General features: G+C 64.9%; 18 protein-coding genes and 2 tRNA genes. 9 read left to right on the top strand and 11 right to left on the bottom strand.

Translation table 11 applies throughout. The annotated features are described in order from the left end of the window. The first annotated feature begins 79 nt into the window (after nt 1-79). The 5 genes from QZ749_RS00100 to QZ749_RS00080 all read left to right on the top strand — a co-directional run bounded on the left by QZ749_RS00100 (nt 80) and on the right by QZ749_RS00080 (nt 5,951). Entirely contained in the window at nt 80-1,789 is a 1,710-nt protein-coding gene (locus QZ749_RS00100) for a methyl-accepting chemotaxis protein (protein ID WP_296942001.1), read from the top strand. A gap of 123 nt (nt 1,790-1,912) precedes the next feature. Continuing rightward, nucleotides 1,913-2,623 (top strand): hypothetical protein, encoded by a 711-nt coding sequence (locus QZ749_RS00095; RefSeq protein ID WP_296942000.1) that lies wholly within the window; start codon nt 1,913-1,915, stop codon nt 2,621-2,623. A 176-nt stretch (nt 2,624-2,799) separates the two neighbouring features. Beyond that, nucleotides 2,800-3,921, top strand: a complete 1,122-nt coding sequence (locus tag QZ749_RS00090; protein ID WP_296941998.1) for a BON domain-containing protein — start codon at nt 2,800-2,802, stop codon at nt 3,919-3,921. A 153-nt stretch (nt 3,922-4,074) separates the two neighbouring features. Further along, on the top strand, nt 4,075-4,911 hold the full coding sequence (locus QZ749_RS00085; RefSeq protein ID WP_296941997.1) for an HDOD domain-containing protein: 837 nt from the start codon (nt 4,075-4,077) through the stop codon (nt 4,909-4,911). Nucleotides 4,912-5,009: 98 nt separating this feature from the next. Next, a complete protein-coding gene (locus QZ749_RS00080; protein WP_296941995.1) occupies nt 5,010-5,951 on the top strand; it encodes a choice-of-anchor A family protein in 942 nt (313 codons plus the stop codon). 96 nt (nt 5,952-6,047) lie between these two features. Here the strand turns inward: QZ749_RS00080 and QZ749_RS00075 are convergent, their stop codons facing one another. Next, entirely contained in the window at nt 6,048-7,223 is a 1,176-nt protein-coding gene (locus tag QZ749_RS00075) for an MFS transporter (RefSeq protein ID WP_296941993.1), read from the bottom strand. Nucleotides 7,224-7,373: 150 nt separating this feature from the next. Continuing rightward, nucleotides 7,374-7,982 (bottom strand): YigZ family protein, encoded by a 609-nt coding sequence (locus QZ749_RS00070; RefSeq protein WP_296941991.1) that lies wholly within the window; start codon nt 7,980-7,982, stop codon nt 7,374-7,376. 188 nt (nt 7,983-8,170) lie between these two features. On the opposite strand from QZ749_RS00070, the gene QZ749_RS00065 reads away from it, so the two are divergent. Then, nucleotides 8,171-8,890, top strand: coding sequence for a hypothetical protein (locus tag QZ749_RS00065; protein WP_296941989.1), 720 nt, complete (start codon nt 8,171-8,173; stop codon nt 8,888-8,890). Nucleotides 8,891-8,892: 2 nt separating this feature from the next. After that, nucleotides 8,893-9,492: a response regulator transcription factor gene (locus QZ749_RS00060; protein WP_296941987.1), complete on the top strand. Its 600-nt coding sequence runs from the start codon at nt 8,893-8,895 to the stop codon at nt 9,490-9,492. Between the two features lie 106 nt (nt 9,493-9,598). Here the strand turns inward: QZ749_RS00060 and QZ749_RS00055 are convergent. Next, a tRNA-Lys gene (locus tag QZ749_RS00055) sits at nt 9,599-9,674 on the bottom strand. 155 nt (nt 9,675-9,829) lie between these two features. Between QZ749_RS00055 and QZ749_RS00050 the strand changes: the two genes are divergently transcribed. Further along, on the top strand, nt 9,830-10,792 hold the full coding sequence (locus QZ749_RS00050; RefSeq protein ID WP_296941985.1) for a GGDEF domain-containing protein: 963 nt from the start codon (nt 9,830-9,832) through the stop codon (nt 10,790-10,792). A gap of 64 nt (nt 10,793-10,856) precedes the next feature. Here the strand turns inward: QZ749_RS00050 and QZ749_RS00045 are convergent. Both QZ749_RS00045 and QZ749_RS00040 read right to left on the bottom strand, forming a co-directional pair. Next, nucleotides 10,857-10,932, bottom strand: a tRNA-Lys gene (locus QZ749_RS00045). A 75-nt stretch (nt 10,933-11,007) separates the two neighbouring features. Further along, nucleotides 11,008-11,382 carry a hypothetical protein gene (locus tag QZ749_RS00040; protein WP_296941983.1) on the bottom strand — a complete coding sequence of 125 codons (375 nt, stop codon included), beginning with the start codon at nt 11,380-11,382 and terminating at the stop codon, nt 11,008-11,010. A 319-nt stretch (nt 11,383-11,701) separates the two neighbouring features. Between QZ749_RS00040 and QZ749_RS00035 the strand changes: the two genes are divergently transcribed. Next, nucleotides 11,702-14,803 (top strand): PAS domain-containing protein, encoded by a 3,102-nt coding sequence (locus QZ749_RS00035; protein ID WP_296941981.1) that lies wholly within the window; start codon nt 11,702-11,704, stop codon nt 14,801-14,803. 15 nt (nt 14,804-14,818) lie between these two features. Here the strand turns inward: QZ749_RS00035 and QZ749_RS00030 are convergent, their stop codons facing one another. From QZ749_RS00030 to QZ749_RS00005, 6 genes are all read right to left on the bottom strand, one after another. After that, nucleotides 14,819-15,088: a PAAR domain-containing protein gene (locus tag QZ749_RS00030; protein WP_296941979.1), complete on the bottom strand. Its 270-nt coding sequence runs from the start codon at nt 15,086-15,088 to the stop codon at nt 14,819-14,821. Beyond that, nucleotides 15,085-16,719 carry a DUF2875 family protein gene (locus tag QZ749_RS00025; RefSeq protein WP_296941978.1) on the bottom strand — a complete coding sequence of 545 codons (1,635 nt, stop codon included), beginning with the start codon at nt 16,717-16,719 and terminating at the stop codon, nt 15,085-15,087. The genes QZ749_RS00030 and QZ749_RS00025 overlap by 4 nt, the downstream gene beginning before the upstream one ends. A gap of 540 nt (nt 16,720-17,259) precedes the next feature. Beyond that, complete coding sequence (locus QZ749_RS00020; protein WP_296941976.1) at nt 17,260-17,514, bottom strand: PAAR domain-containing protein; 255 nt, start codon at nt 17,512-17,514, stop codon at nt 17,260-17,262. Between the two features lie 69 nt (nt 17,515-17,583). Continuing rightward, nucleotides 17,584-18,069 (bottom strand): hypothetical protein, encoded by a 486-nt coding sequence (locus QZ749_RS00015; protein WP_296941974.1) that lies wholly within the window; start codon nt 18,067-18,069, stop codon nt 17,584-17,586. Then, on the bottom strand, nt 18,066-18,992 hold the full coding sequence (locus QZ749_RS00010; RefSeq protein ID WP_296941972.1) for a 3D domain-containing protein: 927 nt from the start codon (nt 18,990-18,992) through the stop codon (nt 18,066-18,068). The genes QZ749_RS00015 and QZ749_RS00010 overlap by 4 nt, the downstream gene beginning before the upstream one ends. Nucleotides 18,993-19,011: 19 nt before the next feature. After that, nucleotides 19,012-21,370: type VI secretion system Vgr family protein (locus tag QZ749_RS00005; protein WP_296941970.1), on the bottom strand; the 2,359-nt coding region annotated here is incomplete at its 5' end.

Here is a 21,370-nt window from a genome sequence, read left to right as displayed (position 1 = left end):
GATTGGAAATATCAATACTATTCGCATTTGACATAGCGCCCGGATCGCCCATTCCGGATCCACCCTGCGAGCGGAGACAATGAACACTTCTGGACTTACCATCGGCAAGCGCCTGGCGCTCGGCTTCGGCAGCGTGCTGGTCCTCATGGCCGTACTGGCCGGGCTGGCGATCCACCGCGTCGGCCAGATCGATGCCATCCTGATCCACATCAACGACGTCAATAGCGTCAAGCAGCGCTACGCGATCAATTTCCGTGGCAGCGTGCACGACCGCGCCATCGCCGTGCGCGACGTGACGCTGGCGAGCACGCCCGACGCCGCCCGCCCGCACATCGACCTGATCCGCAAGCTCGACGCCGCCTACCAGGCCTCGGCCGCGCCGCTGGACCGGCTGTTTGCCGAGAGCAAGGACATCCTGCCGGAAGAGCGGCAGGCCCTGGCCTCGATCAAGGAGATCGAGGCGCGCACCCAGCCGCTGATCGCCAAGGTGATCGCACTGCGCCAGGCCGACAACACGGCCGACGCCGCGGCGCTGCTGGAAAAGCAGGCCGGACAGGCCTTCGTCGACTGGCTCGCCAGCGTCAACCGCCTGATCGACCTCGAGGAAAAACTCAACAACGACGCCGCCGACCAGGCGCGCAAGCTGTCCGGCAGCTTCTTTACCTGGATGCTGGTGATCCTGGCGTTCGCCATCGCCGCCGGCGTCGCCGCCGCAACCTACATCAGCAACCGCCTGCTGCGCAAGCTCGGCGGCCAGCCCGACTATGCGTCGCAGATCGCCGAAGAGATCGCCGCCGGCAACCTGTCTGTGGCGATCGAGACGCGCCCGGACGACCGCTCCAGCCTGCTGTACGCGATGAAGGGCATGCGCGACAGCCTCGTCGACATCGTCAGCCAGGTACATCAGGGCACCCTGATCATCGCCCGCTCGTCGGCCGAGATCACGGCCGGCAACCAGGACCTGGCCGAGCGCAGCGAGCGCCAGGCCAGCACGCTGGAAGAAACCGCCTCGTCGATGGAAGAACTGACCAGCACCGTGCGCCAGAACGCCGACAATGCGCGCCAGGCCAATGCGCTGGCCGAATCGGCCTCGAACGTGGCCCAGCGCGGCGGCGCCGTCGTGGCCCAGGTCGTGCAGACCATGGCCTCGATCAATGCGTCCTCCAAGCAGATCGCCGAGATCATCGGCGTGATCGACGGCATCGCCTTCCAGACCAATATCCTGGCGCTGAACGCCGCCGTCGAGGCGGCGCGCGCCGGCGAGCAGGGCCGCGGCTTCGCGGTCGTGGCCGGCGAGGTGCGTTCGCTGGCCCAGCGCTCGGCCGCGGCGGCCAAGGAAATCGCGTCGCTGATCAGCGATTCCGTCGCCAAGGTCGACGACGGCGCCAAGCTGGTCGACGCGGCCGGCAGCACCATGGAAGAGATCGTCACCAGCGTCAAGCGCGTGACCGACATCATGGCCGAGATCAGCCTGGCCAGCCAGGAACAGAGCACCGGCATCGAGCAGGTCAACCGCGCGATCGGCCACATGGACGAGGCGACCCAGCAGAACGCCGCGCTGGTCGAGCAGGCCGGCAGCGTCGCCGGCGCGCTGCAGGACGAGGCCGAGCACCTGGAGCGCCTGGTCGGTATCTTCAAGATCGAACAGCAGGCGCGCACGGCCCGTCCGGCCGCGCCCGCGCGCGCCGCCGGCTCGGCGCTGGTGCCCGTCGCCACGCCGGCACGGACCGCCCCGCCGCAGCGCCCGGCGGCCGCGCCGCAGGACGAGGCCGAGTTCGAGACGTATTGAGCGGCTTGTCTTCCAGCCACTATTACGCTTTTTGACAGGCAGTAAATTATTGTTGTAACGGAGGGTTAACGCGGAGCTAGAATTGCTTTACAGCATTCTGATTTTTCCGACGGGAACCCTCCGATGTCCAAGTGTCTTCTCGCCGCGCTGGGCGTGGCATCCCTCATCGCCGCCGCGAGCGCCGGCGCCGCCGAACTGACCCCCATGGAACAACGCTGGCTGGGCGCCGCCTATCCGGTGCTCGAGTACGCGCGCGCGATCGACCTGCCGATCGACGTCGTGGTGCAGCCGAAGGCCGGCCCCAACGACGTCGCGATGGCGATGGGCTTCGCGGACGGGCGTTGCAAGCTGGTGCTGTCGCTGCGCGGCAATCCGGATGCCGGACGCGTGTTCGACGGCATGCCCGAGGCCGGGCAGGACGAACTGATCGAGGCGATGGCCGCGCACGAGATCGGCCACTGCTGGCGCTATGCGCAGGGCTCGTGGCATGCGCTGCCGGCCGGCTTCGTCGAGGTGGGCGAGGAAACAGCGGCCGATCCGGCGCTGCTGGCCGTGTCGAAGGAATTGCGCGAGATGCGGCGCGAGGAGGGCTATGCCGACCTCGTCGCGCTGGCCTGGACGCAGCGTACCCATCCGCACGACTATGCGCGCATCCATGCCTGGCTGGACAAGGTGCGCAGCGACCAGCCGGCCACGCGCGGCGGCCACCGGGGCGGTCACGATACCCGTGCCTGGGTGCGCCTGGCGCGCGACGGCGGCCGCTTCGGCGCCGCCGGCAAGCCGTTCGAGGACGCCCTGCCGCTGTGGCGCGAAGGCCTGCTCGGCGACGAGTGAGCGCTCGCGCACCGACGTAATGCGGGCGCGCGGCGGGTGCGCGGCAGGTATGAGGCAAGTGCGGGGCAGCCTCTTGGGCGGTTTCGTCCCAAGCGTTCGGTGCCGCACAGAGAACAACCGTGCGCGGGTGTTGAATCTGCCTTGTCACAACAACCATAGACAAAGGGACATCGACCATGAAAACGCTGATTGCGACCCTGCTCGCGACGGCCGCGGGCGCCAGCTTCGCCCAGGCCCCGACGGCGGCGCTGAACCACGACGCGGCCGCCTACCGCAACATCACCCAGAAGGCCACGGCGGACTACCAGGCGGCCACCGCGAAGTGCGACGCAATGAGCGGCAACGACAAGGACATCTGCATGGCCGAGGCCAAGGTGGTCCGCGTGCGCGCCGAGAACGCCGCACTGGCCCAGTACAGCACCTCGCCGGCCAGCCGCCAGAAGGCGCGCACCAACCTGGCCGACGCCGAGTACGCGCTGGCCAAGCAGAAGTGCGACGCCAGGGACGGCGCCGACAAGGACAGCTGCATGGACAATGCCAAGTCGGTGCACACGGCCGCCATCGCCGACGCCAAGTCCGACCGCAGCGCGGCCACCGGCGCCAGCGGCGCCGGCACGACCACCGCCGGCGGCCTGGTGAGCAACACCGATACCCGCGAGCCGGCCAAGGCGGCAGCCGTCGACAAGTGCGCGCAGATGGGCGCCGACGCCCGCACCGGCTGCCTGGTCGAGACCAAGCCGTCGCCGCTGCGCGAGAACACCGCCGCCGCCGCGGCCCGCACCGGCGACGCCGCCCAGTCGGCCACCGAAGCGGCCGCCGACAAGACCCGCGCAGCCGCCGCCACCGCAGCCGAGAAGACGAAGGCCGTGGCCGCCACCGCCGTCGAGAAGACCAGGGAAGTCGCCCAGGCCGTCGCCGACAAGACGAAGCAGGTCGCGTCCAGCGCCACCCAGAAGACCGAGAACGCCCTGGACCGCGCCGGCGACAACACCCGCGACGCCACGGCCAGCGCCGCGCAGAAGAGCGACAAGGCGATGGACCGCGCCGGCGAGGGTACCCGCGACGCGGCGGCCAGGACCCGCGTGGCCGCCGCCGATACCGCCATCACGACCAAGGTCAAGGCCGGCCTCGTCAAGGAACCGGACCTGAAGTCGCTGGGCATCCACGTCGAGACCGAGCAGGGCGTCGTGATGCTGAGCGGCTTCGTCAACTCGAAGACCGAGGCGGACAAGGCCGTCAAGGTCGCCAGGGGCGTCGACGGCGTCACCAAGGTCGAGAGCGCGATCAAGGTCAAGTAAGTCCGGCGCCGGCCGCCGCCGGCGTCTTCCGGTTTGCCCTTCCACGGCCGGCGGCCTGTAGCCGGCCGTTTTTTTCGCGTATCTACCACAGGTTGCGAACGTATGTACGAAAATTGCTCCAAGGCTATCTAGGGCGGGCGTATAATCGCCGCCGTGAACAGACTAGAAGCCTTCGGAACGATCGTCGCCCAGGCCGAACGTGGCGAGATTTCCTTTCCCACCAGCGTGAACGCCGTGCTGCGCCTGCAGCAGGCGCTGAACGATCCGGATTGCCACCTGGAGGAGGCGATCCGCCTGGTGCTGGGCGAGCCGCAGCTGGCCGCGCGCACGGTGGCGCTGGCCAACACGGCGATCTTCAACGGCGGCGGGCGTCCGGTCACGAACGTGCGCACGGCGGTGGAGCGGATCGGCTACCGCAACCTGCAGATGCTGGCCACCGGCCTGGCCGTGCGCCAGTTCGGCGCGCGCATCGCCGACCCGGACCTGCGCGCCAAGGCCGCCCAGCTGTGGGAGCACACGGTGCAGGTGGCGGCGCTGGCCCACGTGTTCGCGCGCTGTCTCACCTTCGTCAATCCCGACACCGCCATGTTCGCCGGCATCGTGCACGAGGTCGGCGCCTTCTACCTGCTGTCGCGCGCCGACGGTTTCCCGGGCCTGCTCGACGACGATCCGGAAAAATGGGCCGAACTGTGCGAGGATGTCGTCACGCGCGAGGTGGCCCGCAAGCTGATGCTGCCGGAACCGATCGCCGAGGCGATCTTCGGGCTGCGCGGCAGGCTGATGGCGATGCCCCCGGCCACGCTGCTCGATACCTTGCTGCTGGCCAATACCCATGCGGCCGTGCCGTCGCCCTTGGGGCCGCCGCCGGCACCGCTGCCGGCGCATGCCGACAGCGTGCTGGACTACCTGGTGGACGAGGACGATTTCCAGGCCATGATCGACGATGCCCTCGATGTGGCGGCTTCGATGGAGCAGGCGCTGCTCGTCTGACGCCTGTGGCGTTGGCGGCGCAACCGACTTCGCGTCGCTCGGAAATTCGTCGGATTGGTGATAATCTTGCGGTTAATCAATTTGCGCAAGGAAATCCCATGCCTGCCTCCCGCCATCTCGCCTTCGCCGCCGCCGTGACCGCCCTGTGCGCGGGTCCCGCCGCCCATGCGGCGCTGCTGGACCTGGCCGCGCCGATCGGCGGGGCGAACGTGTATGCGATCAAGAACTTCACGTCCAGCGGCAGCGATACCGAAGGCGCCATCGTCGCCGGCGGCAACGTCACGCTGTCGGGCTACCGTGTCAACGACAAGAACAAGGATGCGTTCTCGAACTATTCGGTCGTGGCCGGCGGCAATGTCAACATGAGCAATGGCAACATCGTCAACGGACTGACGTATGCGGGCGGCACGATCACGGCGCCGAACTGGGCGCTGGACGGCGTCTCGACGGTCAAGCCGATCGACTTCAAGGCGACGGAGAGCTACTACAAGACGCTGTCGTCGGCGCTGGACAAGCTGGCCAACACCGGCACCGTGACGGGCGGCGCGGGTACGTCCTACGTGAGTGGCAGCGGCAAGGGGGGCGTCGATATCTTCGATGTGTCGGGCAATATCTTCCAGACATCGAAAGAATGGAAGCTGTCGAACCTGGTGCCGGGCCAGACGCTGATCTTCAACGTCAGCGGCAGCAGCGGCAGCTTTGCCGACAACAATATCGAATTCGCGTCGCTGAGCGGCTACAACGTGCTGTTCAACTTCTACGAAGCGACGAGCGTCGACGTGCGCAGCGTGATCGGCAGCATCCTGGCGCCGTATGCGACGGTGTCGAAGAACTCGGGCAACGTCAACGGCACCGTCATCGTCGATACCTGGAACTCGACGGTCCAGATCAATACCAATGGCTTCAAGGCGGTCGAAGTCGCGGGCCTGAACCTGGGCACGTCCACGCCGCCCTCGACCGCCGTCCCCGAACCCGCCAGCATCGCCCTGGTACTGGGCGGCCTGGCCGCCTTCGGCCTCGCCCGCCGCCGCAAGCCCTGATTCACTCGACAATTCAGGCTCTGACCCCGGTTTGACCCCCCTCAAACCGGGGTCAGAGCCGGGGTCAGAGCCCGGTTTTGGGTCATTGTTTTTGGTTCAGGCGCCCGGGGCCAGCATGCCCACGGCGCGGCGGTTGTGCAGCAGCATCGCCAGCGCCAGGCCGACGCCGCACAGCGCCAGCGCGGCCGCCACCCATTGCGGGGATGCATAGGAGTAGCCCAGCGTCAGCGGGATGCCGCCGAGGAAGGCGCCGGTGGCGTTGCCGATGTTGAAGCCCGACTGGCCCAGCGACGAGCCCAGCATCTCCGCCTCGCGCGAGTGCTCGATCAGCAGCATCTGGATCGAGGGGCCCAGCGCCATCGCATTGGCGCCGATCGCGAACGACAGCACGAACATCGCCGGCTGCGAATGGGCCAGCAGCCCGTTCAGGCACAGCAGCGCCACCAGCGTGATCAAGAGGATGATGATGGCGCGCAGCGGCGCCACGCTGTCGGCCAGCCTGCCGCCCAGCGTCACGCCCACCGTCATGCCGACGCCGACGATGGTCATGATCAGCGGGATGGTGTTGGCGTGGAAGCGGGTGACCTCGGTCAGCAGCGGCGCGATATAGCTCAGCCAGGCGAACAGGCCGCCGGTACCGATCGACGTGATGGCCAGCGCCAGCCACAGGCTCGGATTGCGGAAGATGCGCAGGTCCTGCGCCAGGCCCGGACCCTTGGTCGCGGCGATGTAGGGCACGACCCGGTGCAGCATGACCATCGTGGCCAGGCCGATGGCGGCGACGATGGCGAACACGATGCGCCAGCTCATGTTGTGGCCGAGCCAGGTGCCGGCGGGAACGCCGATCACATTGGCGAGCGTCAGGCCGGTGAACATGCTGGCGACGGCCGCCGCGGCCTTGCCCTTGTCGGCCAGGCGCGTGGCGACCACCGCGCCGACGCCGAAGAAGGCGCCGTGCGGCAGGCCGGCCAGGAAGCGCAGCAGCAGCAGCGAACCGAAGTTCGGCGCGAACGCCGACAGCGCATTGAATACCGTGAACATCAGCATGAACCAGACCAGCACGCTGCGCGGCGGCCGGTGCGACATCATGCTCACCAGGGTCGGCGCGCCGACCACGACGCCGACCGCATAGGCCGAGATCAGGTAGCCCGCCTGGGGGATGGAGATCGACAGGCCGCCGGCGATGTCGGGCAGGATGCCCATCATGACGAATTCGGTCATGCCGATGCCGAAACCGCCGAGTGCCAGGGGGGCCAGGCTCTTCTTGATCATGGTGTGTGTCTTCAGTGTATTGACGAGGCCCGGGCGGGGGAGCGAATGCGCGCGGGCGACAGGGAACCGGCGATTATGGCGGCTGCACGCGCGCGAGTCCGCTTTTGAGTCGTGATGTCCGGTATTCGGCGCGATGATAGCGTTATCAGCTCACGCGCTCCCGGACGCTTCCTGGGCCTCGATCCACGCGATGCGCCCGTTGCCGGCCTCGTTCAGCCGCGCGACGAGGGCGCCGGCGCGGTCGTCCGGCAGGTGGAACAGGAACGTGACGCTGTCGGCATGCGCGACCTCGTCGAGCGTCGCCCCGGCGCCGTCCAGCTCGCGCCGGATCAGGCCCTCGAGCGGGTAGGGCGCGCCGCAGGCCAGGTGGCGCTGGCGCACGATCGGCACCTTCTGCGCCACCAGCAGCGCCTGGGCGACGCTGTCCGTGTAGGCGCGCACGAGGCCGCCCGCGCCCAGCTTGATGCCGCCGAAATACCGCACCACGGTGGCCAGCACGCCTTCCAGGTCCTGGTGGCGCAGCACGTCCAGCATCGGCCGGCCGGCGGTGCCGCTCGGCTCGCCGTCGTCGACCGCGGCCGACTGCCCGCCGGCCAGCAGCGACCAGCACACGTGGGCCGCGCCCGGATGCGCGGCGCGCAGCGCGGCGACGACCTTCTGCGCGCCGGCGCGGTCCGGCATCGGCTGGACGCAGGCGAGGAAACGGCTCTTCTTGATGATCAGTTCGTGGTGGACGGGGGCGAGGATGGTCTGGGGCATGGCGGGCGAAAACAGGGGCGAAAGGCCGGATTCGAGGGATATTCGTCCAGCGCGGCGCGTTGCCGGGAATTTATCATGCACGGGTACAGGACGCGCTGGACGAACCCGACGACGGGGCGGCGCACAGCTTACCGCAGTTCCGGCAGGGTTGCCGGCCGACACCCTCATTCCACCACGGAGAACGTCCCATGAACGCACTGCTCGAACACATCCTGGAAGCCCACGGCGGCCTGGCGCGCTGGAAGTCGCACGACACGCTGTCGGCCCACCTGAGCCAGGGCGGCGTCCTGTGGCCCATGAAGGGCAAGGGCGGGATGCTCGACGAGGTCGACGTCACCGTCGACCTGCGGCGCCAGTGGACCTCGCACGCGCCGTTCGGCGCCCCCGGACGCCGCACCGCCGTCACGCCGCAGCGCGCCGCCATCGAGGATGCCGACGGCACGGTCGTGGCGGCGCTGGACGACCCGCGCGCCGCCTTCGCCGGCTTCGGCCTGGAGACGCCCTGGGACGACCTGCACCTGGCCTACTTCGTCGGCTACGCGATCTGGAACTACCTGACGGTGCCGTTCGTCTTTGCCGAACCGGGCTTCGGCGTCGAGCAGCTGCCCGACTGGGATGAAGACAGCGAGACCTGGCACCGCCTGCGCGTGACGTATCCCGACGCCATCGCCACCCACAGCCGCGTGCAGACGTTTTACGTTGCCGCCGACGGCCGGCTGCGCCGCCACGACTACGACGTCGACGTCAACGGCGGCACGCCGGCCGTCCACTATTTTTCCGACTACACGACGGTCGAGGGCATCGCGCTGCCGACCCGCCACCACATCTACCTGCGCGACGCCGACGGCGGCCATGCCCCGGAACCGCTGGTGGTGTCGATCGTCGCCAGCGACATCCGCTTCGGCTGACGATGGAAGACGGCGCCGCCATCCACGTCGTGCACGCCCGGCCGGTGGTGCGCGCCGGCCTCGCGGCCCTGCTGCGCTCGGACCGGTGGCAGGTCACGACGCATGACGAGCGGCCGGACGTGCTGGCACGGGCGGACATCGTCGTCGCCGACTACGCGGCGGGCATTGCGCTGGCGCGCGCCGGCGCGGCCAGGCCGGTGCTGGTCGTGACCGGCCGCGACAAGGAATGGGACGTGCGGCGCGCGCTGGAATGCGGCGTGGCCGGCTATTTGCTGGCCGACACCGGCGCGGCGCAGCTGCGCGAAGCGGTGCGCCAGCTGCTGGCGGGAGCGCGCCACCTGTGTCCCGTCGCGGCCGCGCGCCTCGGCCTGCCGGCCCAGCGCCTGACCGGCCGCGAGAGCGACGTGCTGCACCTGCTGGCCAGGGGCCTGTGCAACAAGCGCATCGCGCGCGACCTGGGCATCGAGGTCGGCACCGTGAAGTGGCATGTCCGCAGCCTGATGGGCAAGCTCGGCGCCAATGCGCGCACGCAGGCGGTGGTGGTGGCGGCCCAGCGCGGGCTGGTGGGCTTCGACACGGCCGGCCCGGGGCTGTCCGGCTGAACGAGAAGGCGGTGCAATGGCGCGTGCCCGTGGCTGACGAATATGCCGGGCAACGAAAAAAGGCGTCATGATCGCTCATGACGCCTTCTTCGGCACTGCAAATTCATGGTAGGCCGTGCTGGGCTCGAACCAGCGACCAACGGATTAAAAGTCCGCTGCTCTACCAACTGAGCTAACGACCCGACGGACGGCATTATAGCCGCTCGCCGCCGCCCGGCCAAGTGCCTGCGTGAAATTAACAACAATTGTTTGTTGGATGCAGCAATTGTTGCATGGCCGGGCTGGCCGCAGCATGGTGGATTTCCGGTATGATCAGTTGATCGCAAGATATCAAACCATGCCCGTGTCCCTCACCGACTCCACCTCCCGTGCCGGCCTGTCCGAGCGCGTCCTCCAGCTCGTGCAGGGCGGTATCGTCGTGCTCGACAGTGCCCACCGCATCGTCCTGTGGAACGGCTGGATGGTGCCCCGCTGCGGCCGCGCCGCCGCCCGCGTGCGCGGGCATTCGCTGTTCGACGTGTTTCCCGAACTGCGCGGCTCGCGCGTCGAGGCCGCCGTGCTGGATGCGTTCGCGGGCGGGGCGGGCGGCCCCATCCCGCCGGCCGAGAGCCGCACGCCGTTCCCGCTGCGCGAGGCCGGCAGCTTCGACGGCCCGCGCATCGACCAGGCCATCACCGTCACCCCGTTCGACGAGGATGGCGAGCGCCACTGCCTGATCGAGATCCGCGACGTCAGCGGCACGGTGGAGCGCGAAAAGCGCCTGCTCGACCATGCCGAATCGCTGCGCGCGCGTTCCTACGTGGACGGCCTGACCGGCATCGCCAACCGCCGCTACTTCGACGTCGCCCTCGACCGCGAACTGCGCCGCGCCCAGCGCGCGCAGGGCAACCTGGCGCTGCTGCTGATCGACATCGATTCCTTCAAGGCCTACAACGACCATTTCGGCCACCAGCAGGGCGACGCCTGCCTGGCGACGGTGGCCAGGGCGCTGGCCGCGAAGCTGAAGCGCCCGGCCGACGTGGCGGCGCGCTACGGCGGCGAGGAATTCGCGGCGATCCTGCCGGACACCACGCTGGAGCAGGCGCGCGTGCACGCCAACGCGATCCGCGAGCACGTGGCGGCGTTGCAACTGGCGCACGCGCCGGCGGCGCACTGGCCGATGGTCACGCTCAGCATCGGCGTGGCGGCGTTCGAGCCGCAGCGCCTGCACGAGGCGGCGCTGTTGGTCGCGGCGGCGGACAAGGCGCTGTATGCGGCCAAGAAGGGCGGGCGCAACTGCGTGATGGTGGATGCCGGTTAAGGACGGCGGCAGGGGAGACGGAAACGACAACGCCAGCCCGGAGGCTGGCGTTGTCGCTGAATCTTGGTAGGCCGTGCTGGGCTCGAACCAGCGACCAACGGATTAAAAGTCCGCTGCTCTACCAACTGAGCTAACGACCCTGAGAAGGCGTGCATTATAGCGGGTCGGCGCGTCCTGCCAAGTACTTTATTGCGATCGCGTGCAATTTTCCGCGGTCAGTCGACGCCGCCCCGGCCGCGCCGCGTGCCCGACGCCAGCTGCACCGGCGTGCCGGCCTGGCGGGCCGGCTGGTAGCCGAGCAGGATCCGGTCTTCGCCGCCATCCGAATGGGGCCGCACCGTCACCCTGCCGTCGCGCGAGGCGAACTGGCCGGGCGCGACCAGCACGAGTTCCTTGCGCTGGCGCGGCAGCGCGATGTACAGCCGTCCGTCCAGCACGACGATGTCGGCGCGCTGGCCGTTGTCGAGGACGTAGCTGCCCTCGAGGTCGGCCATCTGCTGGGCCGTGGCGTGCAGCGGCGGGGTGGCGGGCGCCGCATGGGCGGCGCCGGACAGGACGAAGGCGGCAAGATAACGCATCGGTCGGTTCATGATTGCTCCAGGAGTTGGAAAAACCTGCTCGTCGATGGGCGCCGGCACATGGCGGCTACCCGGCTTTTTGGACTCGGCGCGGGCGCCGGCGGTTCCGTATCACCGCAAGCCAGTCTAGCCAACGGTCGGATTTTAATATTGACTCCATGCAACTTTTGGTTCTGATCGGTATCATTCCTGCGCAATGGATTCAAATGATGAAAATCTGCAATGTCCAATACGATGCGCGGCCTCCTGATGTGGTATAGGTAGACTTTTCGTCAAAAATGGCGCTCCGGTGCAACCCATGCGACGCCGCACCCATTGCATCCATACCTTCATGTTGCGTGACCAAGACATACCCGCCGGCCTGGACCTGCCCGCACTGGGCTGGCAACTGTTCGAGAACAGCCCCGACTGCATCACCGTGCTCGACCTGGATGGCCGCGTGCTGGCCCTGAACGGGACGGGCCGGCGGGCCCTGGGCACGCGGGAATGCGCCGGCGCGCCGTGGGCGTCGCTGTGGCCGGCGCCATACCGGGGCGCCGTCGAGGCCGCGCTGGCCGCTGCGGCGCAGGGCGGCAGCGGCAGTTTCGAGGCGGCGTGCGAGGCCGGCCCCGATGCGCGCCGCTGGTGGGACGTCGCGGTCACTGCGGTCGGCGGCGCGCCGGGACGGCCCGTCAACCTGGTGGCGGTGGCGCGCGACATCGGCGCCGTGCGCCAGGCGCAGCGCGCGCTGCAGGCGAGCGAGGCGCGTTTCCGTTCCCTGCTCGAGGCGAGCAGCGCCATGGTCTGGCACGGCGCGTCGTCGGGCAATTTCGATGCCGAGCAGCCGGCGTGGGCGGCGTTCACCGGACAGGCGTTCGACGCCTACCGCGACGAGGGCTGGCTGGACGCGATCCACCCGGACGACCGCGTCGCGACCGTCGAGGCGTGGACGCGCGCGCACGCCGCCGGCGCCGTCTACGAGAACACGCAGCGCCTGCGGCGCGCCGACGGCCAGTACCGGCACATGCGCGTGAAGGCCGTGCCCATCGTGGCGGACGGGCGCGTCGTCGAATGGATCGGCGTGCACCGCGACATCACCGGCGAAGTGGAGGCCGGCGCCGAGCGCGAACGGCTGCTGCGGGAAGTGCAGGCCGCGCACGAGCGCATGAACGAGATCTTCCGCCAGGCGCCCGCGTTCATGTGCGTGCTGCGCGGCCCCGACCACGTGTTCGAGCTGATCAACGACCATTACCTGCAGCTGGTCGGCAACCGCAACCTGGTCGGCCAGCCGTTGCGCGCCGCGCTGCCGGAGATCGCCGGCCAGGGCTACCTGGAGATCCTGGACCGCGTCTACCGCACCGGCGAGCCGTTCTTCGGCACCGACCTGCCGGTCGTGCTGCAGCGCCGGCCCGGCATGCCGCTGGAGGAGCGCTTCATCGACCTGGTCTACATGGCGCTGCGCGACGCCGACGGCCGCGTGACGGGCCTGCTGGCGCACGGCGTCGACCAGACCCACCGCAAGCTGGCCGAGGCGCAGCTGCACGCCAGCCGCGAGCGGTTCATGAAGATCGTCAGCCAGGCCGCCACCGGCGTGGTCGAGATGGACGCGGCGGGCACCATCACCTTCGTGAACCGCAAGTACGCCGACATGCTCGGCTACGAGCCGGCCGAGCTGATCGGCCGCAGCGTGGTCGACGTCACCGCGCCCGATTCGGTGCAGAAGACGCTGGAGACGGTGAACCGGCTGCTGGTCGACGGCGCCGAGGCCGCGATCGACAAGCACTACCTGCGCAAGGACGGCACGCCGGTCCCGGCCACCAGCAGCGTGAACGTGCTGCGCGGGCCGGACGGCGAGATCCAGGGCCTGGTGGCGATTGTGCTCGACACCGCCGCGAGCAAGCGCGCGGCGGAGGAGCTGCGCGCCAGCGAGGAGCGCTACCGCACGCTGTTCGAGTCGATGGACCAGGGTTTCTGCATCATCGAGATGATCCTCGACGGCGGCGGCCGCCCGGTCGACTACCGCTTCATCGAGATGAACGCGACGTTCGAGCGCCACACGGGACTGGCCGGCGCCGCCGGCCGGACGGCGCTGGAGCTGGTGCCCGACCTGGACGCCTTCTGGGTCGACACCTACGGCCGCGTCGCCTTGAGCGGCGAGCCGGTGCGCTTCGAGAGCGGCGCGGAGGCGATGGGGCGCTGGTTCGACGTCTACGCGACGCGCATCGGCGACCCGCGCCGGCACCGCGTCGCGCTGCTGTTCTCCGACATCAGCGCGCGCAAGCACGCCGACGACAGGCTGCGCCGGCTGGCCGCCGATCTGTCCGAGGCGGACCGCCGCAAGACCGAATTCCTGGCCACGCTGGCGCACGAGCTGCGCAATCCGCTGGCGCCGATCCGCAGCGCGCTGGGCGTCCTGCGCCTGAGCGGCGACAGCGCGGCCGCGGTGGCCAGGGTACGCGACATGATGGAGCGCCAGGTCGGCCACATGGTGCACCTGATCGACGACCTGCTCGACGTCGCCCGCATCAGCGGCGGCAAGCTGGAGCTCAAGCGCGCGCGGGTCGCGCTGCAACAGGTGCTGTCCAGCGCGATCGAGACGAGCCTGCCGATGATCGAGGCGGGCCGGCACGCGCTGCGCGTCGACATGCCGGACGAGGCGCTGGTGGCCGACGTCGACGTCACGCGCATCGCGCAGGTGGTGGCGAACCTGCTCAACAACGCCGCCAAGTACACGCCGGCGGGCGGACGCATCGACCTCGCCATGCGCCGCGACGGCGATCATGCGGCGATCGTCGTGGCCGACACCGGCATCGGCATCCCGGCCGAGGCGCTGGACGGCGTGTTCGAGATGTTCAACCAGGTCGGCCGCAGCCTCGATCGGTCCCAGGGCGGCCTGGGCATCGGGCTGTCGCTGGTGCGCCGGCTGGTCGAGCTGCACGACGGCAGCGTGACTGCCGCCAGCGGCGGGGCGGGCGCCGGCAGCACGTTCACGGTGCGCCTGCCGCTGGCGTCCATCGCCGCGCAGGCGGGCGCGGCGCCGCAGCCGGCTCCCGGCGCGGCGCAGGACGCGGCGGGCGCCGGCATCGACGTGCTGGTGGTGGACGACAACGTCGACGCGGCCGTCACGCTGGCGATGATCCTGGAACTGCACGGCCACCGGGTACGCACGGCGCACGACGGCGTCGCGGCGCTGGACATCGCCGCCGCCTTCCGGCCGCGCCTGGCCTTCCTCGACATCGGCATGCCGCGCCTGAACGGCTACGAAACGGCGCGCGCGCTGCGCGCCATGGCGGGACTGGAAGACACGGTGCTGGTGGCGCTGACGGGATGGGGCGCGGAAGCGGACCGCAGCCAGTCGAGCGAGGCGGGGTTCGATCATCATCTGACCAAGCCGGTGCAGATGGGGGATATCGAAAAGATCCTGGCGGAGATCGGGAACGAAAACGACGCATGAGCCATCGTTTCCGTGTCATCTGTTCGCACTGAAGTGCGGAAAGCTGGAGATCAGCTTTGCTCCGCAACTGAGACTGTCGCCGTCGAAAGCGATGCTTTTCCCGCCGATCAGGTGGTGGGCGGAGCCCGTCGCGATCGTGCAGCCGGCATGACCCGGCATAGGGCAACTGCACGCATCGCCCACGCACGCCACCGGAATCCCGTGGACCTTGAAATGGGTGGCGTCGGCGCCGATCACCTTGCCGCCGTGGGAGGTGGCATCGCCGAGCCGGATGACGTTTTTCATGGTTGTGTCGCCGTCGGTACGGCATAGTTGTCCAGGTCGCTCGCCGGCGACCGGACGCTGCGGAACACGTCACCCCGGCTTTTCTGGGCCTCGCGTCGTTCGTCGGACGGCGGGCTGATGAACATGAAGGTCGCCTCGTGCGGATCGCGCAGGTTGATCGCCAGGCTGGGTCCGCCGGCGCGATAGCTGCCGATCACGCCGATCGCCATTTCCATGAACAACGTGGCCGCCCCGGTATTGCCGAGGCGCCGGTCGATGTTGATGAACTGGTCGAGCCTGCCGCTGTCGATCTCGGGGCCACCCTGCGCGGCATACTGGTGCAGCATGCCTTCGAGCGCAACCAGCTGCGCGGTCTGGTTGTTGGTGGCGACGATGACGCGTGCCGGCGCCTTGGCCCGCTCGGCTTCCGGCAGCGTGCGCAGCGCTTCCTGCAACCCTTCCATCAGCGCCTGTTGGCGCGCCTCGCGGCGGGACAATGGCTTGCCGTGTTCGTCGGTGGTCTTCACGAAGACGGGCCGGTGGACGAAGCCGCGCGTGGTCATTCGGTCGAATTCGCCGAGTTGCTTCTTGCTCCATGGGACGGGGAACCAGGGCGTGGGCTTCCAGTCTCGTGGAGGGCGGTGCTTGGCCTTGAATTCACGGTCGAGAAAACTGATTTCGCCGGTGCCGCGGATGTCCGGGCGTACGCTGAACTTGGCGGCGAAGTCCAGCCATTCGGCGACGGTGACCTTGCGCCGGTCCGGCAGACCGGGTTCATCCGGCTGGGGCACGGAGCGTTCCAGGTCGAGGTAGCCCAGGAAAAGGCGTCGTGCGATGCCGTCGCGGTTCAGCACATCCATGGGCGTGCGGTAGTCGTCGATATCATCGTAGGCGAATGGCCGGATCGGATCGACCCGCTCGCGGCGGGCCAGGACGAACAGTGCCGAGGCGTCGGGCATGTCGGGGACGTAGTAGCCGTCCTTGACGAGCGGTGGCGATCCGGAAGGGAGAGAGGACTCTCGCACGCTCATGCCGTCATTCGAGTTCAAGACGACATAGGGAATGTCCGGATTGGCATCGAAGAAGTCGAAGACGTCGTCGAGGATGCGGTCCGGGCGCTCGGCGAAGCGTGCCGGGCCGGCCACGAAAAGGCTCGCTATCATGCCGGAGGATTCTGTCCCCGCAGCAAATCCCATATTCGGTTTGAGCGGATGGTTGGCGTATTTGCTCATGTCGGGAGGCCTCGCGTTGAAGACCGGCGTTCCCCATTCCAGGACGGTATAGGCGGCGCCATTTTCCAGCGTGGCGCCACTGCGGCCGCCGCTCATGCCGAGCTTGTCCGTGTTCGTCCAAGGGTATTTTTTCGGATCCTGCTCGCGCAGCGACGTGTAAGGATTGCCGGATTGCAGGGCGTCCCATAGCTTGCCCTGCCGGTATTTGTCCAGCGTGACGCCCAGGTTGATCACTTCCAGGACATACTCCCGTCGTCCCTGTTCGGTACGTGCCGCTGCCAGCTGCTCGCTCGCCTTCGATGCCGCGGCCCTGGCTTGCGCCTGGCGCGCATCGGCTTCGCGCGCCGCCAGCACCCAGCGCCCGCCAAGCACCAGCCCAATTCCCAGCGTGATCGCGAGGATCCACCATGGTTTGCTCATCGTTTTCTCCATCGCCACATCGTAGGCCATGACGTGGCTGTGATTGTTGCGCCCGCCGTAGATCGCGCTGTGGAACGAGCGCGCAACGCTCCCTGTCGTTGAGAACCTTGTAATTATTCAAGGACGTGTACAGGTGAAACTTGAGCTGACGCAACTTGCTGGCAAGCTCGTCGCAGCCGGCCGATCACGGCAATGGCAGCACGGGGAGGGAGAGAATGGAGAGCGTCGGCCGACGCCCAAAACAAAAACGCCAGCCCGAAGGCTGGCGTTTTCGCTGAATCTTGGTAGGCCGTGCTGGGCTCGAACCAGCGACCAACGGATTAAAAGTCGCTGGGTCGGGTTAGGGAAAATTTATTAATCAATGACTTGCAGCGCTTGCCAAACTGATCATTCAATCTTACCCAAGGGTAGCGGCCGGTAGTTGACCGATTTCACGTCACCAATGCATCACATAGGTTGTGCTCGACCACGTCTCATATGCCCAGCGTAATGACGGTGATCTATATCAAGGAATGCCGCCGATAGGTAGGCTAGCAACAATCAAAGCGAAGAGATCAGTTTCGCACCACATGCAGTCTGATCACTATCATATGCATAGGGGCGTCCGATATGCTTGGCTCCGGCACCGTCTGGTTTGATGGGAAAGTTTCCTTTGCATTTTGGACAATAGGTCATATCGTCCGCAAGCGCTGCTTCGATGCCTAGGACAACGGTCCCCGATGAAACAAAGACAACCTGCCCGCCGTGATCGGTTTTGTCGTTCAAGCGAATAACACGACGCCCTTCATGGATCATATCGTTCCTCTTTGTACACTTGTTGCGAGGCAATCGTAGTAAGCGACATTTATTTCACTTGGTTGCTGATTAGTCGTCACTGTTCGACCAATCCGGGCGCTTTTCTAATGGGACTTCGGCTTGGTCGAAGTTCGCGAGTTCTTTCAAGGTTCTGGCGTCGTAAAGAATTTCGCGGCCCGCGAAGTGTCTTCCTCCACAGTCAATTGCGATTTGGCGGCCATTTTGCCAGAACCAGTAATCACGGATAAAAGGTGTGCACTTTATTGATGCTGATTTTCCATTGCGGTAAATGACGAGCTCTTCGGATCCAGGTTTGTCATCACCTTCCGCTCTCCATATGTTTAATTTGAGCCAAGCAACGGTTTCATTGTCTGGCGCAAGCTTCGGCGTACTTGCATTGCCCTTATGAGTGAGCTGTCGATGCTCGCCTTTTTGTGTCAGTATGTGAACATTATTCTTCTGGTCCAAATAAATCTTTTTTAACTCTTCTGCTTCAGCGTAGTTGGCCAGCAATACTAATATTAGAGTGCATAAAGATCGAGATGTTGTTTTCATTTGCTGTTCCCAAGGTATTTTACCCGTCGTTTTGTCCCGTTTATTCCACCTTTTAGCCAGGTTTTCACTACTGCCTTACCTGAGCCAAGAAAATTGTCTATGTGGTATAGGTCGATCGCGCCACCGGAGTCATCTGCCACACGTTCTCCGAGTCCGTCTATCTCGACCTTTGCTTTTTTGGGAATCACGGCCTTGTCAACGGCAATCGAATAATTTTCTTTGAGATCATCGTACTTCCCATGAACCCCACTTGCGTAAGCAAATTCTGCTGCAGACGGATTTGCCAAGCGTTCAGGACTTCCTTTCTTGTTCGTTTGCCAACCCCCGGGCTTGTTATTTAGTCGAACGTATCTTCCTTGAGTGGTCTTGCCTGTTCCCTGCATGGCCACCCCTGCGGCACCATACAGGAAATCATCTTTGTGCTTCTCATCGAGACCTTTTCCCTCAACTAGCTGTCCGGAAAAATCGCTTTCATCGCAAACGTTATAGCCAGTGATGAGGAAGGGTGACTCATACCACGCTTGCTGGAGTTTGATTGAGAAGGGGAGTAGTGAAATCCCGACAGTTGGGGTTGTTAGCTCTAATTCGCCAGGTTCTCGCGTAACTAAGGTGAATGTCACTTCTCCCTGCGCGTTTGTCTGTCCTTTTGACTCTATTCGATCGCTCGCCCGGTTAGATCTAATGGAAAACTTATAGCTTGGTACCGGGCTCCCGTCAGTTTGACGGGTTAGCGTGGCCTTAATGCGGAGGTGGTAAAGAATCTTATTCCGCTCCGTCCGGGCAGTAGTAGGGATTATTGGAAGAGTGTCCCCAAATTCATTTTCCTCTAAACCGAGAGTGCAAATGTAGTCATCAATTTTTACCGCAGCGACTGAGCCAGGGGTAAGATTTGTATTAGCTTGACCGACAATTACTTCGGACATGTGAACCTCTAAAGGATTGTTAGTCTGGAAGCAGTAGAAGGGAAAGCTTTGCGGAAGAACGTGTAACAACACGCTGCGTCAAGCCACGGTCGTCACTTCTTCCTTCCCACGTTTGTCCGTTGTCAGCGGTAATGCGGTATCGACGATTGACGATTGGAGTGTGCCCATCAGATCCAATCAGTTGAAATTGCTCGTCAAATGTCTGGTTGTCGTGAGGTAAAGGTGATGGAGAGGAAGTAGTATGAGTTGCAGCACGGGTATGTGGACGCGGGGATGCCCCCAAGGTTTCAAGGTTGCCATGGAATAATGTTGGCGATGCAGTGAAGAACTGAACTTTATCACTGATTTCCACCATAGAACCTGCCCCATGCAGGCGGATGCCTTTTTTTCCTTTCAAATCAATCCACTCCGTTTGGCTGATGAGTGTAAGGACTTTTGCTGCGATGAGCTCAATATCATCCTGCTTTGCTACGACAGAAATTTTTCCTGCTGCTGCAAGAAACTTCATCCCTGCGTTTCTCACGAATAATCTCAAGGTTTGCGTCACACTTGCAAAGAGGCTGTCGCCAGCGGCAATTGATACATCTCTCTTGGCAATGAGAGCGATTTGCTCCTCGCTCGATAGGTGAGTGGACTGTACCGTTGAGGTAACAAGTCCGGCCGCACTTGCGAGAACAAGATGAGGAGTAGACAGTTCTGGAAATTGTCCTACGGTCCCAGCTACGGCTTTATTCTGGCTATGCAAAATATCGGCTACTTCATCCTGATGTCCCCATTCTTGGGCTTCCTGCCCGATAGCCTCCTTAGCTTGTCTTTCATGCAGATGGTGAGCATCTGCTAAGCGCTGGAGGGTCTCCCCCATATCGGTAATGTGAGATTGGCCACGATCGCGCCGCTCGGTAGTAACGAGCATTCCGTCTGCCGAGCGCAGTACCCCATGCCCGTCGGTTCGCAGTTCCCAGCCTTCTCCTCGTGCATCCTTTCGGCCACGGTTATCTTCGATTCGTGTGATATACCCGAGCGAGAGCTGGCTGTACAAATGATCGCTCTTGAGCTGCGCCTGGATCTGTCCATTAGTGTCGTCGAGGACCAAGTGATTGCTCCGCCCAGCGGGAGCATTGCCGCCATTTGGCGTTAACTCGCGGCTTCGAAAGCCAGTCAACGCCTGTTGTGTTGGCACAGTCCACGGCGGCATGTTGTGCTCATTGAATACCGCTCCTGTGATAATCGGACGGTCGGGGCATCCGCCCAGCCATTGGACGATGACTTCAGTTCCCACTCTTGGAATCGCAGCGGCGCCAAGCTCGGCTCCAGCCCAGGAACTAGATACCCGTATCCAGGCAGAGCTGCGGTCGTCGTTGTCGCCTTCCCGGTCCCAATGGAATTGCACCCGTATCCGACCGTATTCATCGGTATGGATGCTATCCGAACCAGAGGGGCCGACGACAACGGCAGTTTGAGGTGCGAGGATTTTGGTATCCGTGCTGTTGAAGTTTCGGCCTGGTCTCCAAGGAATATTCTTGCGGGTGCACGTCAACCAATTGCGATAGAGCGTTTTCTCATCTTCTTCCTGCAAATAGTTGTTGGTGGCGATGTGGCGGACCGATAAGATTACGAAGTCGTCCTTACGAGCATCGCTGCTTCGGCCATAAACACCGTGATTGAAGTGCTCGACCAGTTGAAACCAGCGGCCCGGCATCAGGAAACGGTTATTACCTTCCGCCTCGATGTGCTTGGCAATGGCTTCGATTTCTTCCATCCTGATTCGACACTGAGCATCGCCATCCTGGAAGTTTTTGAAACCGTAAGCGCCGGCGTATTCATAGGATTCGATCTCTGGGACCTTGCCCTGCTGGTTCAAGGTGGGAATGGTGATACTGGACGGTCGTGGATCCTTGAAGTTGAAACCGTTCAAAGCAAAGCTGGAGGGCATCGTCTGTCGCACTGGCGACCAGCGATCAATTGCATCCTCTTCCAGAGCGCCACCTTCGCCATGAAAACGCACTTCCGCGCCACCATCGAGCGCCGGAGCCCGCGTGGAATCACTGCTGACGATGAGCTTGTGCCCAGTGGCGTCGTGTTCGTACCAGTAATACCAGCCTGCCGCCTCCCAGCGGCGGCTCAGGTAATTGAAGTCGGTTTCGTCAAACTGACAGGCATCGGTCATGAAAGGATCGTCGCCCGTCACGCGCCAGTCCCATTGAGAATAAGTACCGTAGTCCCGAAAAATGACTTCCGTCTGTTCGCGTAAGTGAATCGCCACGACTACCGTAGACACTCCTGAGCCATAATGTTGGGCACAAGGAGAAGGTATGAGCGGAAAGCGGTACACAGAGGAATTCAAGATCGCGGCGGTCAAGCAGGTGGCGGAGCGCGGT

Origin of the sequence: uncultured Massilia sp., from assembly GCF_913773735.1 — a bacterium.
Lineage (GTDB): Bacteria > Pseudomonadota > Gammaproteobacteria > Burkholderiales > Burkholderiaceae_D > Telluria.
This window is presented reverse-complemented; position numbering and strand designations above follow the sequence as displayed.